The sequence below is a fragment of the Mucilaginibacter sp. GW821-FHT07H05 genome, from assembly GCF_059418485.1.
Window position 1 is genome coordinate 60,867 of the sequence record NZ_JBWKPY010000005.1, and the last position, 18,114, is coordinate 78,980.

Below are 18,114 nucleotides of genomic sequence, written 5' to 3' on the forward strand. Positions count from 1 at the left end.
AATGATATTTAAAAAAACTGCTTTGTTAAGTATAGCCTGCGCTATGCTGCTCGCTTTTAAAAGCGACAAACCTGCCGAACTGCCCGTGGTAAAAGTATCGGACAATCATCGCTATTTTACAGCGGGTGATAAGCCTTTTTTCTGGCTGGGTGACACCGGCTGGCTGCTGTTTGCCAAGCTAAAACGCGAGGAGGCTTTGCAATACCTGGAAACCCGCCGCAAGCAGGGTTTTAACATGATACAGGTAATGGTGGTGCATAGCAGCAAAGAGGTAAATGCCTACGGCGATTCGGCTTTGGTGGGCAAAAAAATAACCCAGCCTAAAGTTACACCCGGCAATACCTTTGGCAAAGGTAAAGAGTATGATTATTGGGACCATATCGACTGGATTATTAGCAGAGCGGCCGAGAAAGGCATCTACATTGCACTGGTACCCGTATGGGGATCGGTAGTGAAAGAGAGCCACATTAACGCTGCGCAAGGGAAAATCTACGCCGATTTTTTAGTGAAGCGGTATGCAAGCCATTCCAACATTATCTGGATGAATGGTGGCGATATCCCGGGCACGGATTCCCTGAAAACATGGAACGCGATAGGTAATACCATCAAAGAACTTGATCCGGCGCATTTAATCACCTATCACCCACGCGGGCGTACGCAATCATCAACCTGGTTCCATAACGAGGCCTGGCTTGATTTTAACTGCTTTCAATCGGGCCACCGTAATTACGCGCAGGATACCTCAAAAAAAGACTTGAAATATGGCGAGGACAACTGGAAATATGCAGGGGTGGATTATGCCAAAACACCCATAAAACCCACACTGGATGCCGAGCCGTCGTACGAAAACATCCCATACGGGTTGCATGATGTGAAGCTGCCCCGCTGGACCGCTGCCGACGTGCGCCGCTATGGCTACTGGTCGGTTTTTGCAGGTGGCTGTGGCTACACCTATGGTAATAACGATGTAATGCAAATGCATAAACCCGGCGATAAAGCAAAGGATGTATCGTACGGATCGAAAGCGTATTGGTACCAATCCATTAACGCCCCCGGCGCACGGCAGATGGTTTATCTGAAAAAACTAATGTTATCGCGCCCTTACTTTGAGCGTGTACCCGATCAATCGCTGATAGCAGGCGGGCAGGGCGAGCGGTATAACCGTTTGATAGCTACACGGGGCAAAAGCTATGCCTTTGTGTATACCTATAACGGCCGCGATATGCAAATAAACACGGAGCAACTGGAGGGCACAAAAGTAAGGGCATCATGGTACGATCCGCGTAGCGGGAAGACGACGGTTATAGGCATGTATGCTAAATCAAAAATGCTTAAATTTAATCCTCCCGGAACCAAAAAGAATGGCAACGATTGGGTACTTATCCTGGATGCCATATAAACCAATTGAACTGAAAATGAAACGCCTGTATACATATCTGCTTGTTGGTTTTGCCTCCATGGTTTTGCTATCGTGCAAAAGCGGTAAAAGCGTGTATGTATTCAGTTCGTTTCACGAGCCGGCTAACGAGGGGCTGCGCTTTTTGTACAGTTATGATGCCTATCACTGGACTGACCTGAACCATATTTACCTGAAACCAGAAGCTGGTGATGCCAAAATTATGCGCGATCCCTCGATCGCTCAGGGGGCGGATGGGATATTCCATCTGGTTTGGACAACCGGCTGGAAAGATGATAAGGGCATAGGCCATGCCAGTTCTAAAGATCTGGTGCATTGGTCGGCACAGGAACATATTAATGTAATGGGCTACGAACCGACCACCAAAAATGCCTGGGCGCCGGAAATATTTTATGATGACGAGGCCGGGCAGTATATGATTGTGTGGGCATCTTGCATCCCCGGCCGTTTCCCTAAGGGCCAGGAGGATGAAGATAACAACCATCGCCTGTACTATACTACCACTAAGGATTTTAAAACATTCAACCCGACTAAATTATTTCTCGATCCCGGCTTCAGCGTGATCGATGCCGAAATTGTAAAACGCGGCAAAGGCGATTATGTGCTGGTGATGAAAGATAATACCCGGCCTAACCGTAATATACTGGTAGCATTTGCCAGTAACCCGTTGGGGCCATACAATAATTATACCCCGCGCTTTACCGAATTATTCAGCGAAGGGCCTACAGCCATCAAAGCCGGGAACGATTGGCTGATCTATTATGATTCGTACCGCTTGAAACGCTACGGCGCTATGCGTACCACCGACTTTAAAACGTTTAAAGATATAGCCGATAGTGTAAAAGTACCCGAAGGGCACAAGCACGGTACCATTTTTAAAGTGACCAAAAAAACGCTGGCCGGCTTAAAGCAGGCCGCCACTAATAATTAGATATGAGCAGGAATATAGCCATAACGATATTTACCCTCCTGAGTTTTTGCCTTGCGGCACAAGCGCAGGATACGGTGCATTATACCGGTAACACAGTGGTGAACGTAGATTATCACCACGGGCAATTAAGTCCGGCGGTAGGGGTGCACAGTATGCAGATCTTCCGCGCTAACCGGGAACATCCCGAATTGGCCGAGGGCTTTGGTTTTACCTATAACCATGCCCCCATGCTGGCCTATTGGAACAATACATTTTATGTAGAATACCTGAGCGATAAGGTGGGCGAGAGCATCCCGCCGGGACAAACATTGCTCATTACATCAAAAGACGGCCAAAACTGGAGCAAGCCCGAAGTGGTTTTCCCGCAGTACAAAATACCCGACGGCACTACTAAAGAAGGCAAAACCCAGGTAGCGAAAGACCTGTATTCTGTAATGCACCAGCGGATGGGCTTTTATACTTCTAAATCAAAACGCTTTTTCGTATTGGGCTTTTATGGGATCGTTTTAGAACCGCATGACGACCCGAACGATGGCCTGGGTATTGGCCGAGTAATACGCGAGGTTTTGCCTGATGGCAAATACGGCCCCATTTACTTTATCCACTATAATCCTAAATGGAACGAAAAAAATACCTCGTACCCGTTTTATAAAACCAGCAAGGATAAAGGTTTTGTGCAAGCCTGTGACGAGTTAATGGCTAACCCGCTGATGATGATGCAATGGGTAGAGGAAACCGACCGCAAAGATCCCCTGATCCCGCTGCACAAAGAGTATAAAGCTTTCAACTATTACCATCTGCCTGATGGCCGTGTGGTAGGTTTATGGAAAAACGCGCTGACCAGTATCAGCACCGATAATGGCAAAACCTGGCCGACAAATGCTGCCCGTGCGCCGCGCTTTGTAAATAGTAACGCCAAAATATGGGGACAAAGAACATCCGACGGTAAGTATGCCACGGTATATAACCCATCCGAATTTAGGTGGCCGCTGGCGATATCAGTCAGTAAAGATGGCCTGGATTATACCAACCTGCTGCTGGTGAACGGCGAAATCTCGACCATGCGTTATGGCGGCGCTTATAAATCATACGGCCCACAATATGTGCGCGGTATAGATGAAGGCAATGGAGTTATTCCCGATGGCAAACTGTGGGTAACCTACAGCATGAATAAGGAGGATATCTGGGTATCATCTATCCCAGTGCCGGTAACGGATGTGGCAGACGGCCCGGCTAACGAAGATTTTAACACTCTGCCAGCTGGGAAAGAACTGGAAAAATGGAATACATTCAGTCCGCTTTGGGCAAAAGTTGGGATAGAGAAAATGGCCGATGGCAGCAAAGCACTGGCTTTGAACGACCATGACCCCTTTGATTATGCCCGCGCCGAACGCGTGGTGCCTGAAGCCAAAAGGATGACGGTAGATTTTACCATTGTCCCCGGTCAAACCAATACCGGCATGCTGGACATTGAGTTTCAAAATGCCAAAGGCGATGCGGCTATCCGCTTAACGCTGGACTCGACCGGGGCGCTATTTGCTAAGGCGGGCTATCGCAATAAAAACCTTTTAAAATACGAGGCGGGCAAGCCTTTGCATATTGTGCTCAAGTTGAATACAGATACGCGGTTTTATTCGATGAATATCAACGGGAAAGAGATGTCGGCCAGTTTGTTTTTCGCGCCGGTATTATCGATAAAACGGGTAGTGTTCCGCACCGGTGGTGTGCGCCGTTTCCCGGATGCCGATACCCCAACCGATCAGGATTACGACCTGCCAAAAGCAGGCGAGCAAGTTAAGCAAGCAGTATTTTATATCAAATCGTTTAAAACTGGTAAATATTAGCAGATGAAGAGGAGCGGGATATACATCGGATTATTTTTTCTGCTCTGCTGTTTCAGCGGCTACGCCGAAGTGGTGCTGCCTAAAATACTGGGCAATGGCATGGTGCTACAGCGCGAAAAGCCGGTCCCCGTTTGGGGTACCGCTATTGCGGGCGAAAAGGTGATTGTTAAATTCGGCAAGCAAACTAAAACTACAATAACCGATGCGTCAGGCAACTGGAAGGTAATGCTTGATGCCATGCCTGCATCCGCGAAAGCGGCAACATTGACCATATCAGGAACAAATACCATTAAGCTAACTGATATTTTGGTAGGCGAGGTTTGGCTGTGCTCGGGACAATCAAACATGCTGTACGAGATGCGGAAGAACAGCAAGGTGTCCAAGCCCGATACCATGACCACGGCCTACTCGCCGGTAGATGAGCTGGAACACGCGCATAACCCGCAGATCAGGATCTTTTTAGTGACCCAAAAGAATTTAGCCAAGCCTGATTCCACGCATTCGGGTTGGGCTATCGCGCAGGATTCGGCACTACGCCAGTTTTCAGCAGCAGGATATTTCTTCGCCAAGAATTTAAATCACGACCTGAATGTACCCGTAGGCGTAGTTTGCGCGGCCGTGAGCGGCAGCCTGATAGAGCCATGGATCCCGGAAACGGCATTTAAAACGTCTGCTTATTTTAACCGGGTATCAAAAGACTCGGCCAGGGTAAGCGGGGCTGATGGCAAGTTTTGGCACAGGATGATAGAGCCGTTGGCTCCCTTTGCGCTGCGTGGTTTTTTATGGTACCAGGGCGAAGCCAATATGACCGAAACCACCAGTTACGTTTATAAAATGCAATTGTTGATCAATGCCTGGCGCACGGCCTGGGATGGGAAAACCATGCCGTTTTACTATGTGCAGATCGTACCATATTACTATTCAAAAATGGACCCGAAGGTGCTGATCCCGCCGCAAACGCTTCCCCGTTTTTGGGAGGCGCAGGCATTGGTGCAAAACATCCCGAACACGGGCATGACCATCACCAACGATTTGAATGACGACCCTAAAAACCTGCACCCTAAGTTTAAATGGGAGATAGGCCGCCGGTTGGAGTTATTAGCTTTAGGCAAAACCTACAATAAATCGGTAGTTTATTCAGGGCCGGTGTACCAGCAAATGCACATCAGCGGCAGCAAAATTATACTCGATTTTAAAAACACCGGCAGTGGTTTAGTGAGCCATGACGGAAAACCGCTCAGCCACTTTACTATAGCCGGCAGCGATGGTGCTTTTGTAGAAGCCAATGCGGTAATTAAAGGCAACACGGTAGAAGTATCTGCCCCAACCGTTACTAATCCAACCGCCGTACGTTTTGCCTGGAACGAAGATGCCCAGCCAAATTTATTTAACAAAAACGGCTTGCCCGCCGCGCCTTTCCGTACGGATAACCCGCTGAAGTTTAACCCAACCGACAATTAATAGATATATGAGAAGAGCCGGATATAAAATATTAACGTTTGCCCTGCTGCTTTTGGCGGTATTGAAAACCTACGCGCAGGAAACCCAAAAGGTATTTTTGAGTGGTACCGGCAGCGACCATACCGTTAACTGGCAGTTTTTCTGTACCGAAGGCCGCAACTCGGGCAAATGGACAACTATCCCGGTGCCATCAAACTGGGAGTTGCAGGGTTTTGGCAAATATAATTACGGACTGGATAAGGATAGTTTAAAAGGCAAGGAAAAAGGCCTGTATAAATATGAGTTTAATGTACCTGCCAACTGGCAGGGTAAAGCGGTAAATATTGTGTTTGATGGATCGATGACGGATACGGAAGTAAAGATCAACGGTAAATCTGCCGGGGCTATTCACCAGGGTTCATTCTACCGTTTTAAGTATGATATCAGCCAATTGCTGAACTATGGCAAAAGCAACCTGCTGGAAGTAACGGTATCCAAACACTCGGCCAATGCATCGGTAAACAATGCCGAGCGTAAGGCCGATTTCTGGACTTTCGGGGGCATCTTCCGCCCGGTATTTTTAGAGGCTTTCCCGCAATCGCACATTAAAACATTAGCGGTTGATGCCAAGGCGAGCGGCGTTTTTGATGCCCAGTTAAAAATGGCATCCGCGAAAGCGGGATCGGTTACCGGGCAGATCTATACCCTCGGCGGACAAAAATTTGGGCCTGCTTTTGTGGCCGGTGTTAAGGCCGGAGATACAGTGGTGAAACTGACAGCCAATATCAAAGCGCCGAAATTATGGTCGCCGGAGTTTCCTAACCTGTACAACGTAGTGTTTACGTATAATCAAAATGGCAAAGCGGTACACACCGTAAAACAGCGTTTCGGTTTCCGTACGGTGGAGCTGCGCAAGCAGGACGGCATTTATGTTAACAACGTAAAGATCAAGTTTAAAGGTGTAAACCGCCATTCGTTTTGGCCAACCACGGGCCGCGCCATGAATAAAACTCAAAGCATTGCCGATGTGAAGATGATCAAGGATATGAACATGAATGCGGTGCGGATGTCGCATTATTCGCCTGATGATCATTTCCTGGATGCCTGCGATTCCTTAGGACTTTTTGTGCTGGATGAGCTGACCGGCTGGCACGGCAATTATGATAACGAAGTAGGCGCCAAACTGGTACACGAACTGATAGAGAAAGATGTGAACCACCCGGCTATTGTAATTTGGGATAATGGCAACGAAGGCGGTTTTAACCTTAACCTCGATCATTTATTTGGCGATCTGGATATCCAGCGCCGCCCGCTGATCCACCCGTGGACAATTTACAACGGCACCAATACCCAGCACTATATCAATTACGATTACGGCACGGCCACCAATTTTCACGGTCATGAAGTAACCTTCCCAACCGAATTTCTACATGGTTTGTATGATGGCGGCCATGGTGCCGGTCTGGATGATTTTTGGGAACTGATGTGGCATACGCCGCTATCAGCAGGGGGCTTTTTATGGGTTTTCGCCGATGAAGCCGTAGTACGCACCGATAAAAACGGCGAGTTGGATAGCGATGGCGACCATGGTCCCGATGGCATAGTAGGCCCATATCACGAAAAAGAAGGCAGTTATAATGCCATTAAGGAAATTTGGTGCCCCGTACGCCTGGAAGCACGCGAGATCACTCCGAAATTCGATGGTAAACTACGTTTGGAGAACCGTTATTTCTATACCAATTTAAAGCAGTGTACTTTCAGTTATAAACTAACTAAGCTGGGCAATCCTTATCAAAAGGTTTCGGCAGATGCGAAATCCGGCGTTATTGCCGCGCCTGATGTGGCTCCCGGTCAGTACGGCAATCTGCAAATGGCCTTACCTGCAGGCTGGCAAAACTATGATGTGCTGTATATGACCGCCTATGGCCCGGATAAACGCGAACTGTACACCTGGAGCTGGCCGATCAGTGGTCACGAGGTGATTACCGCCCGCATGGTGACCAAAACAGGCGGAAGCAAACCAACTATTAAAGAAGCAGATTCGCTGTACAAAGTAAGCGCCAACGGTATCGAACTGGACTTTAACCGCAATAGCGGGGTATTAACAAGGGTGAAAAACGTTAAAGGTAATATCCCTTTTAACAACGGCCCGGTACTGGCCGAAGGCGGCGATAAAACCGGGTTTAAACAATTGAAATATCATTACGAAGGTAATAATTTAATCATCGAGGCCGAGTTTGAGAAAAAAGCCAACGCGGCACAATTAAAGTGGACGGTATACCCATCGGGATTGTTAGAATTGGCCATGCGCTATTGGCCGATTGGCGAGGAAGGCAACCTAATGGGCATCAATTTTTCCTATCCCGAAAAGGAGGTAAAAGGCGTAACCTACATGGGCGATGGCCCGTACCGTGTATGGAAAAACCGCATGAAAGGGGTTACACTCAACGTATGGGACAAGGCGTATAACAATACCATTACCGGCCAGGGCCTGGTGCAATACCCGGAGTTTAAAGGCTATTATTCTAACCTGTACTGGATGAAACTGAATACTACCAGTCAGCCTATAACCATTGTATGTGATAACCGCGATGTATTTATGCGTTTGTTTACCCCCGCCAATCCTAAAAAAGTATATAACACGGCACCGGCGTTCCCATCGGGTGATATATCGTTTATGAACGGTATTACGGCCATCGGTACCAAATCGCAAAAGCCGGAAAAATTGGGCACACAAGGTTTCCCTAATAAGTATTTTGATTATTACAGGGATATCAACATGGCATTAAATATCACCTTATATTTTGATTTTTCGGGGAAATGATCAAACGTGCACATATCGCCATCATCGCATTGCTGCTACTATCGTATCAATGCATTGCCGCTACCGGCACGCAAAACCTGCGTTGCGAAATGCTGGTGAACCCGGAGGGTATCGGTACAACCCACCCACGCTTAAGCTGGGAAATTACCGGCGATGGGCGGGGTATTAACCAAACAGCGTATCAAATTATCGTAGCATCAAGCCCGGCAAAACTGGCGGCTAATGTGGGGGATCTTTGGAATTCGCATAAAATTGTATCCGCTAATTCTGTGATGGTTAAATATGCAGGCAAACCACTAATCAGTCGTACAGCGTGCTACTGGAAGGTAAAAGTGTGGACTACCACCGGCGAAAGCACCTGGAGCCAACCGGCCCAATTTACCGTAGGTCTGCTTAACCCTGCCGACTGGAAAGCCAAATGGATAGGCTATGATAACGGCTTTGCCTGGGATAGCGTTTCTAAATTCTCGCGCTTATCGGCACGGTATTACCGCAAAGAGTTTACGGCAGCGCAGGCGGTTAAAAAAGCGACGGTTTATGTGGTAGGCTTAGGCCATTACGAGTTATATGTGAACGGTAAAATCATCGGCGACCAGGTACTATCCACCCCGCCAACCGACTATACCGAATCGGTGATCTACAATACTTTTGATGTGACGAAAGAAATTAAGCAGGGAACAAATGCCGTAGCTACTACCTTAGGTAACGGCCGCTTTTTTACCATGCGGCCCAAGTACAAACCTAAAAAGATCAAGGAATTTGGCTTCCCCAAAATGCTGCTGCAACTGGAATTGGAATATGCTAACGGCACTAAACAAACCATTATCAGCGATGGTAGCTGGAAGTTCACAGCCGATGGCCCTATCCGTACCAATAACGAGTACGATGGCGAAGAATACGATGCCACCAAAGAAATGCCGGAATGGAATACCGTTGGCTATAACGACAGCAAATGGCTGAAGCCCGAACTGGTGCCTGCACCCGGTGGCAAACTGGTACCGCAAACCAACGAGCCGATCCGCGTGGTGCAAATGGTTAAACCAGTATCGGTAAAGTTGGTCAAATCGGGGATGTATGTGATGGATATGGGGCAGAACATGGTGGGTTGGCTGAATATGAAAGTGCACGGCACACGCGGCCAGCAAGTACAATTGCGCTTTGCCGAAACCACGCAAAAGGATGGCGAGCTTTATGTAGCTAACCTGCGTGATGCTAAAGTAACCGATATTTATACCCTGAAAGGCGGAGGCGAAGAAAGCTGGCACCCGGTTTTTGTGTATCACGGTTTCAGGTATGTAGAGATCGTTGATTATCCTGGTACACCAACCATAAACGATTTTGAAGGACAGGTGGTGAATGATGATCTGGAAGTTACGGGTCAGTTTGAAACCTCAAACACGCTGGTTAACCAGATCTACCGCAACGCAGTTTGGGGGATACAGGGCAATTACAAAGGGATGCCCTTGGACTGCCCACAGCGTAACGAACGGATGCCCTGGCTGGCCGACCATGCAACCGGATCGTACAGCGAAAGCTTTGTGTTTGATAACGCCAAACTATACGCCAAATGGCTGGACGATATTGAACAGGCCCAAAAACCAAACGGATCTATCCCCGATGTGGCCCCGGCTTACTGGAATTATTACAGCGATAACATGACCTGGCCCGCCACCTATTTGCAGGTGGCCGATATGCTTTACCAGCAATTTGGCGATAAAGAGTCGATTGCCAAACACTACGCCTCGATGAAAAAGTGGCTGACTTATATGCGCACTTTTATGAAGGATTATATCGTAACGAAGGATAAATATGGCGATTGGTGTGTGCCGCCCGAGTCGCCGGAGTTGATCCACTCTAAAGATACGATGCGTACTACTGATGGTAAGCTAATCGCAACAGCTTATTATTATCGCCTGCTGGTTACCATACAAAAGTTTGCCAAACTGCTAAACAAATCGCAGGATATTAAAGAATTTGCAACCCTGAATGCTAAGATAAAAGCCAAATTTAACCAAACTTATTTTGATGCGGAGCAGCATCGCTATGCCAATAACTCGGTAACATCAAACCTGCTGCCGCTGTATTTTGATATGGTGCCCGAGGCTAACCGGAAAGCGGTTTTTAAAAATATCGAGGATAAGATACTGATTGATAATACCGGCCATATCAGCACCGGCGTTATCGGTACCCAATGGCTAATGCGGAGCCTGAACGATCATGACCGTGCCGATATTGCCTGGCGCATCACTACTAACACCAGTTACCCAAGCTGGGGCTACATGGTAAACAAAGGCGCTACCACCTTTTGGGAATTGTGGAACGGCGATACCGCCAATCCGTCTATGAACTCACAAAACCACGTAATGCTGCTGGGCGACTTGCTGGTATGGTTTTACGAGAATTTGGCCGGGATAAAATCAGATGCACAGAGTGTGGCGTTTAAAAAGATCATCATGAAGCCGGAGACAGTTGATGGTTTGAATTTTGTGAATGCCAGCTACCACTCTATCCATGGGATGATCAAAAGTAACTGGAGAAAGGACATCGGCGGGTTTAACTGGAATATCACCATCCCGGCTAATACTACCGCTATGGTTTATGTGCCGGCAAAAGCTGCAGATGCGGTAACCGAAGGCGGGCAAAAAGCATCAGGCGTAAAAGGTGTAAAGTTTATCCGTATGGAAAACAACCGCGCTGTATTTGAAATAGGCTCGGGAAATTATGTATTTGAAAGCAAATAATTGATATGAAGAAATTGAATATCATAGGTATGGTACTGGCAGTAACACTGTCATTATCAACCGCAGTTAAAGCACAGGAAACGATAAAGGCTAAAGTCGATTTTTCGCCCGAAGCATTGGCTAAAGCCGATGCCGAGGTAAATAAACGGGCAGGCGAATTTGTCGCAGCCTTAAACTTAACAGATGCCGACAAGGCCGCGCGTGTGAAAGAGGTAGTAGCTACCCACCTAAAAGCCGTGCGCGACTGGAATAACTCGCACAGCGCCGATATGGTACCCGCAGGTATCAATCCTTTATCAGGCAAAGCTTTGAGCGATATGGACAGGCAGATCATCGTTAACTCGGCCATCCCAAAATCGGTACACGAAAACCTGATGACGGGTTTACGTAAGGATCTATCCGAAGATCAGGTAGAATTGATACTGGACAAATACACCATTGGCAAAGTGGCCTTTACGCTGAACGGCTATAAATCTATCGTTTCCGATCTGACGCCGACCGAAGAAGCTGTGATTTTAGCCAATCTGAAACAAGCGCGCGAGCAGGCAGTTGATTTTAAAAACATCAAGCAGGTGTCGGCCATATTCGAGATCTACAAAACCAAGAACGAGCAATACCTGAACGAACATGGCCGCAACTGGCACCAATTATATGGCGATTATACCAAAGCTATTATAGCCAAAAAAGCGGCTGATAAAGCTGCGAAAGAAAAGGCCGCTCCAAAACAATAAATATGATGATTAAAAAAATAGCACTTACCGGGATCAGCATTTGCCTTTTAATAACAGGCGTATCCGCGCAAACCAACCCATGGCGCAAGGGTATTGTTAAGGATGAATTTATCTACGATAAGGCGCCTTATCCAGAATGCCATGCCGCAACCATCGCCCAAACAAAAAAAGGTTTGGTGGCAGCCTGGTTTGGCGGTACCAAGGAGCGTAACCCCGATGTATGTATTTGGGTAAGCCGCCTGGTTAAGGGCAAATGGACAGAAGCCATTAACGTAGCTAACGGTATTCAGAGCGATACTTTGCGTTACCCTACCTGGAACCCGGTTTTGTTTCAGATCCCCAGTGGCGATTTAATGTTGTTTTATAAGATCGGCCCCAGCCCCTCTACATGGAAGGGTTATCTGAAAACATCGGCCGATGGCGGTATCACCTGGTCGGCGCAAAGGGCGCTACCTGAAGGTTTTTTAGGCCCGATTAAAAATAAACCTGTTTTATTGAAAGATGGCACTATCATGTGCCCAACCAGCACCGAAGGCAAGGGCTGGCAGGTGCATTTTGAAGCGACAAAAGATAAGGGTAAAACCTGGACGATGATTGGCCCCATTAACGAAGCCAAAGACTCGATGAAAGCCATACAGCCCAGCATCCTGTTCCATAAAGATGGCCGCCTGCAAATAATGGCACGCAGCCAAAACAGGGCTATCCTAACCTCATGGTCAAGTGATAACGGTAAAAGCTGGTCGCCTTTGGCCAAAAGCAATTTGCCTAATAACAATTCGGGTACAGATGCGGTGACGTTGAAGGATGGCCGTCAGTTATTAGTTTATAATCACGTATTGCCACCGGGAAAAGAAATTAAAGGCGCAAGGACACCGTTGAATGTGTCGCTATCCAAGGATGGCATTCATTGGTATGCCGCTGCGATCCTGGAAGATTCGCCAATTAGCCAGTACTCTTATCCATCTGTTATCCAGTCATCGGATGGGATGGTACATGTGGTTTATACCTGGCGCAGGCAAAAAATAAAACACGTAGTGTTAGATCCGGCCAAGCTGCAAATGAAAGAGATAAAAGACGGTATATGGCCGGCAGTAAAAGGTTATACCCTGCCCGTAATAACCGGCGAAGTGGACGTAATGAAATAAAGGTATATGAAAAAGCTATTGTTTTTATTGGGTATGATGGTAGGCGCGATGGTTGCATCGGCGCAGCAAAATTCCGACGATCAGTATAAAAAACCGTTGAAAGATGTGCTGTTGCAGATACAGGATAAATACCACGTAAAAATAAAAATAGACGATAAACTGGTTAAAGATAAATACGTAAAGTACGCCGAATGGCGCTTCCGCCAGGATGTGGAAACCACGCTGAATAATGTACTGGCGCCTTATGATATGAAGGTGATTAAAGAAGGGGATCACTACAAACTTAAAGAATACGAATACTACCGCTGGGATGTGCAGGACGGCTGGAAGGAGTTAGACCGCATAGCCGCGCAATATCATGATAAGGCAACTTTTGAGCAGCGTAAGGCGCTGTTAAGGCCGCAGATATATGCTGCATTGCAACTGTCACCGCTGCCCGCTAAGCCGGTATCAAAGCCTATTATCACCCCCAAACGGGTTTATGATGGTTACACGGTAGAAAACATTGCCATTGAAATTCTGCCGGGATTATATATCAATGGATCCTTATACAAACCGGCAAAATTTAAGGGAAAGATCCCCGTGGTATTAAGTCCGGATGGGCATTGGGACAAGCAGCGTTACCGCGCCGATTGCCAGATCCGTTGCGCCAATATTGCCCGCATGGGTGCCATGGCCTACAGTTACGATCTGTTTGCCTGGGGCGAGTCGCTGCTGCAGTTTAAAGCGGAAGATCACCGCCGGGCATTGGCGCAAACCGTGCAGGCGCTTGGCGCGATACGCATTATAGATTATATGCTGACGCTAAAGGAAACCGACCCAACAAGGATTGGCATTAGCGGGGGATCGGGCGGTGGCAGCCATACCGCTTTAATGGCGGCAATGGACGAACGCATTACTTTGAGCGCACCGGTAGCGGCCATATCATCCTACTTTTACGGCGGTTGCCCTTGTGAAAGCGGCATGCCCGTGCACCAGTGCGGTAACGGTACCGACAATGTGGAACTGGCCGCCATGGCCGCACCGCATCCGCAATTGCTGATCAGTGATGGCGGCGATTGGACAGCCAATATGCCCGAGCACGACTTCCCTTACCTGAAAAAGATCTACGGCTATTATGGAGCACAGGATTTGGTAGAGAACGTGCACTTGCCAAACGATAAGCACGATTTTGGTACAACCAAGCGCTTCCCGCTGTATAGTTTTTTGGCTAAAAATTTCCATTTGGATCTTAAAGCGATACAGGATAAAGCCGGGAATTTTGATGAATCGCACGTAACGATTGAGAAGGAACCAGCCATGTATGTATTTGGCGATAAAGGTGAGAAATTACCCGCTGGGGCTATCCATGGGTTCGATCAGTTAGAGAAGCTTTTTGCCGTAAATCATCAAAAATGAGGAAGAGATTAGCCATCGGATTGTTAGGCATTGCGCTTTTAGGCGGAATGTTTGAAAACGCATCAGCCCAAACTAAGCAACGTTACAAAGTTGCCGTAGCCGATATCATGATCCTGAAAAGGCAAAAACTGGGCGCGTTCCAACTCACTAAAGATATTGGCGCCGATGGTGTAGAAGTAGATATGGGTGGGCTTGGCGACCGTGAAACCTTTGATAACCAACTGGCAAAGGATTCCACCAGGCAGGTGTTTTTAGCGAAGGCTAAGGAATTGAATTTGGAGATCTGCTCGCTGGGGATGACCGGTTTCTTCTCGCAATCATTTGCCAAACGCCCGAGCGCGGTAAAAACCGTGAGCGATTGCATTGCCACCATGCGGCAAATGGGCGTAAAGGTGGGCTTTTTACCTTTGGGCATCACCAGCGATCTGACCAAAAACCCCGAATACCGCCCGGATATTGTATCGCGCTTAAAAGAAGTGGGTAAGATAGCCAAAAAGGCCGGGGTGGTGATTGCCATCGGTACATCGCTGGATGCAACAAGCGAACTGGCTTTACTGAAAGAAGTGGGCTCATCCGCCATAAAAAGCTATTTCAATTTCCAGAACGCGCTGGATAATGGCCGCGATTTGCAAAAGGAACTGGAAATATTAGGCAAGAAAAACATTGCCATGATCCATTGCACCGATACCGACGGCGAATGGCTGCAAAACGACCCAAAGATCGATCTTAAAAAAGTAAAAAGCACGCTGGATAAAATGGGCTGGAGCGGTTGGCTGGTGATAGAACGATCACGCGATGCGAAGGATGTGCATAACGTGAAAAAGAACTACGGCGCGAATACGGCTTATGTTAAATCCATTTTCCAATCTGGTAACTAATGGAACGCAACAAACAAAAAATTGTCATTTCGAACGAGGAACGAGGAGAAATCTTCTGCGTTAAGCATGTCGCTCGTATAAGATTTCTCCCTCTGGTCGAAATGACAAGGTTTCTTTTTGCCTGTCTGATGCTTTTTGCAATTAATAGCTACGCCGCCGATATCTACGTAGCAAAAAACGGTTCGGATAAAAATACAGGTACTAAGGATCAACCCTTAGCTACCCTAAATATGGCTTTAAGGAAAGCCCGCGAACTGCGCCGCTTGAACGATGCATCGGTAAAAGGTGGCATCACCATTAAAATAGAGCAGGGCGTTTATCCTTTAAATGAAACCGTATTTATCCGTCCCGAAGATTCGGGCACGACTGAAAGTCCGACCGTGATTGAAGGTAGTGCCGATGGCAGATCCATATTAAGCGGCGGTATCAACATCACCGGTTGGAAAAAAGTTATCGGTAATATCCCCGGTCTGCCGGCTGAAGCCAAAGGCAAAGTTTGGGTAGCTGATGCACCGGTGATAGGTAACGAAGCCTTGCTATTCCGCCAGTTATGGGTGAATAATGTAAAAGCTACCCGATCGCGCGATACCGAAGTGCCGTTGATGAACCGCATCCTATTATGGGATAAAAAAACGGAAACTTGCTGGATCCCTAAACCGAAAGGGATGGATATCAGCCATATTAAAGGCATGGAAATGTTTATCCACCAATGGTGGGCTATTGCCATGCTGCGTATAAAAGATGCAACGGCGCAGGGTGATAGCGTAAAACTATCCTTTTATCAACCCGAAAGCCGTGTACAATCCGAACACCCATGGCCTGCACCCTGGATCTCTAAAAAAACGGGTAACTCTGCTTTTTATCTCAATAACGCCATTCTGTTTTTAAACAAACCCGGCGAGTGGTTTTTGGATCAGCGCCGGCAAAAGATCTATTATATCCCCCGCCCCGGCGAGGACTTACGCACCGCGACTGTTACCGTCCCTTACCTGGAAACATTGGTGAAAATGCAGGGGACAATTGATAACCCGGTGAGTTACGTGCGTTTTAAAAACATCTCGTTTCAGCATAGTACGTGGTTGCTGCCATCAAAGCAGGGCTTGGTGCCGCACCAGGCGGGTATGTATATGACGGATGCCTACAAACTGAAAATCCCCGGCACACCCGATAAAAAAAGTTTGGAAAACCAGGCCTGGGTTGGTCGACCAGCGGCGGCGGTAGCAGTTGCTTATTCACACCACACCGGTTTTGAAGGCTGCAGTTTTGAACATTTGGCATCAACAGGCTTGGATTATCAGCGTGGTACCCACAATGATGAAATAAAAGGCAACTTGTTTAAGGATATCGGCGGAACGGGCATACTGGCCGGCGTATTCAGCGATGAAGCGCAGGAAGTGCATTTGCCCTATAACCCGAAAGACCCGCGCGAGATTTGCACTAACGACCGTATTGAAAACAACCTGATTACCGATGCGACTAACGAAGATTGGGGCTGTGTAGGCATAGGCGCGGGTTATGTAAAGAATATCAGCATCAGCCATAACGAAATTTGCGAGGTGAACTACACCGGCATCAGCGTAGGCTGGGGCTGGACCAAAACCGAAAACGCCATGCGCGATAACCGCATCACGGCTAATAAGATCCATCACTACGCCCGCAATATGTACGATGTGGCGGGCATCTATACCCTGTCATCCCAGGCAGGAACGGTGATCAGTAATAACTCAGTCGACAGCATTTACAAAGCTCCCTACGCGCACGACCCCGATCATTGGTTTTACCTGTATGGCGATGAAGGCTCGTCATACATTACCGTAAAGGACAACTGGTGCCCGGCCGAGAAATTCCTGCAAAACGCCAATGGGCCCGGTGATGTATGGGAGAATAATGGACCGCAGGTTTCGGTTGGAATAAAGAATAAGGCAGGGTTGCAACCCCCTTACCAATATCTGCTAAAATACCGGGTCATCAATCCGGCTAATCAAGCTATAAACCATAAAGAAGATAAAGATGAGGGTAAAAAGAAATAGCGGCTGGCTGCTGGGCCTGCTGGTACCGCTATGCCTGTTAGCGGCGTGTAGTGGTAATAACACTAAAACGCCAGCGGCTGATAGTTTGTCGCTAATAAAACCGCTTTTACGCAAAAAAATAATCGTCGAGATCATCGTCGCCAAAGATTCGGTATTTAATTCACACGCCCTTCACGATCTGTCGAAAGGCTTTGCGCTCGATCACCAAAATTTGGTTCAGTGGAAAAATAGGGTAGCGATATATGCCGATCTGTCTAATCCGGATGATTTGGTGAACAGCATCAAAAAGGAATACCCTACCGATACGGTACAATACTTTGATGCGCCGTTTTACAACTTCAACCGCAAAATGTGTGCAGATACTACTAACGCTAAAGAGTGGACAAACATATTCCTCTCCGCTAACCTGGTAGCCGACACTAAACTTCAACAGGAATATTTAGACTACCATAAAACCCAGTTTGAAAAATGGCCCGAGGTATCTAACGGATTCTGTAAGGCCGGCTTTCAGCAATTGCTGGTGTTTAAAAATGGCAGGCAGTTAATGCTGGTGATCAGTATCCCGAAAGGAAAAACTCTGGATGAATTAAACCCGTTGACCACCAAAAATAACCCGCGGGTTGATGACTGGAACAAGCTGATGAGCAAATACCAGGAGGGCTTGCCGGGGACTAAAAAAAGAGAGACGTGGGTGTTTTTGAAACCCATATAATAAACCCAACTTGTCATTGCGAG

The 18,114-nt window shown here is 47.5% G+C and carries 12 protein-coding genes; all 12 read left to right on the forward strand.

Going from position 1 to position 18,114, the window contains the following annotated elements:
- Window position 1 precedes the first annotated feature (1 nt).
- The 12 genes from AC07M6_RS14355 to AC07M6_RS14410 all read left to right on the forward strand — a co-directional run bounded on the left by AC07M6_RS14355 (window position 2) and on the right by AC07M6_RS14410 (window position 18,091).
- The gene (locus AC07M6_RS14355) at window positions 2-1,399 is read left to right on the forward strand and encodes a glycoside hydrolase family 140 protein (RefSeq protein ID WP_494890511.1); all 1,398 of its coding nucleotides are present in this window, start codon (window positions 2-4) and stop codon (window positions 1,397-1,399) included.
- Between the two features lie 16 nt (window positions 1,400-1,415).
- A complete protein-coding gene (locus tag AC07M6_RS14360) occupies window positions 1,416-2,348 on the forward strand; it encodes a glycoside hydrolase family 43 protein (RefSeq protein ID WP_494890513.1) in 933 nt (310 codons plus the stop codon).
- 2 nt (window positions 2,349-2,350) lie between these two features.
- Entirely contained in the window at window positions 2,351-4,192 is a 1,842-nt protein-coding gene (locus AC07M6_RS14365) for a six-hairpin glycosidase (RefSeq protein WP_494890515.1), read from the forward strand.
- 3 nt (window positions 4,193-4,195) lie between these two features.
- Window positions 4,196-5,653: a sialate O-acetylesterase gene (locus AC07M6_RS14370; RefSeq protein ID WP_494890517.1), complete on the forward strand. Its 1,458-nt coding sequence runs from the start codon at window positions 4,196-4,198 to the stop codon at window positions 5,651-5,653.
- 7 nt (window positions 5,654-5,660) lie between these two features.
- Window positions 5,661-8,456: a glycoside hydrolase family 2 protein gene (locus AC07M6_RS14375; RefSeq protein ID WP_494890519.1), complete on the forward strand. Its 2,796-nt coding sequence runs from the start codon at window positions 5,661-5,663 to the stop codon at window positions 8,454-8,456.
- Entirely contained in the window at window positions 8,453-11,197 is a 2,745-nt protein-coding gene (locus tag AC07M6_RS14380) for an alpha-L-rhamnosidase (RefSeq protein ID WP_494890521.1), read from the forward strand. The genes AC07M6_RS14375 and AC07M6_RS14380 overlap by 4 nt, the downstream gene beginning before the upstream one ends.
- Before the next feature lie 5 nt (window positions 11,198-11,202).
- A complete protein-coding gene (locus AC07M6_RS14385) occupies window positions 11,203-11,928 on the forward strand; it encodes a DUF3826 domain-containing protein (protein ID WP_494890523.1) in 726 nt (241 codons plus the stop codon).
- A 2-nt stretch (window positions 11,929-11,930) separates the two neighbouring features.
- A complete protein-coding gene (locus AC07M6_RS14390; RefSeq protein ID WP_494890525.1) occupies window positions 11,931-13,073 on the forward strand; it encodes a sialidase family protein in 1,143 nt (380 codons plus the stop codon).
- Between the two features lie 6 nt (window positions 13,074-13,079).
- Window positions 13,080-14,471: an acetylxylan esterase gene (locus AC07M6_RS14395; RefSeq protein WP_494890527.1), complete on the forward strand. Its 1,392-nt coding sequence runs from the start codon at window positions 13,080-13,082 to the stop codon at window positions 14,469-14,471.
- The gene (locus AC07M6_RS14400; protein ID WP_494890529.1) at window positions 14,468-15,349 is read left to right on the forward strand and encodes a sugar phosphate isomerase/epimerase family protein; all 882 of its coding nucleotides are present in this window, start codon (window positions 14,468-14,470) and stop codon (window positions 15,347-15,349) included. The genes AC07M6_RS14395 and AC07M6_RS14400 overlap by 4 nt, the downstream gene beginning before the upstream one ends.
- A 128-nt stretch (window positions 15,350-15,477) precedes the next feature.
- Complete coding sequence (locus AC07M6_RS14405) at window positions 15,478-17,379, forward strand: right-handed parallel beta-helix repeat-containing protein (protein WP_494890531.1); 1,902 nt, start codon at window positions 15,478-15,480, stop codon at window positions 17,377-17,379.
- Window positions 17,360-18,091 (forward strand): L-rhamnose mutarotase, encoded by a 732-nt coding sequence (locus tag AC07M6_RS14410; protein ID WP_494890533.1) that lies wholly within the window; start codon window positions 17,360-17,362, stop codon window positions 18,089-18,091. The genes AC07M6_RS14405 and AC07M6_RS14410 overlap by 20 nt, the downstream gene beginning before the upstream one ends.
- Window positions 18,092-18,114: the final 23 nt, after the last annotated feature.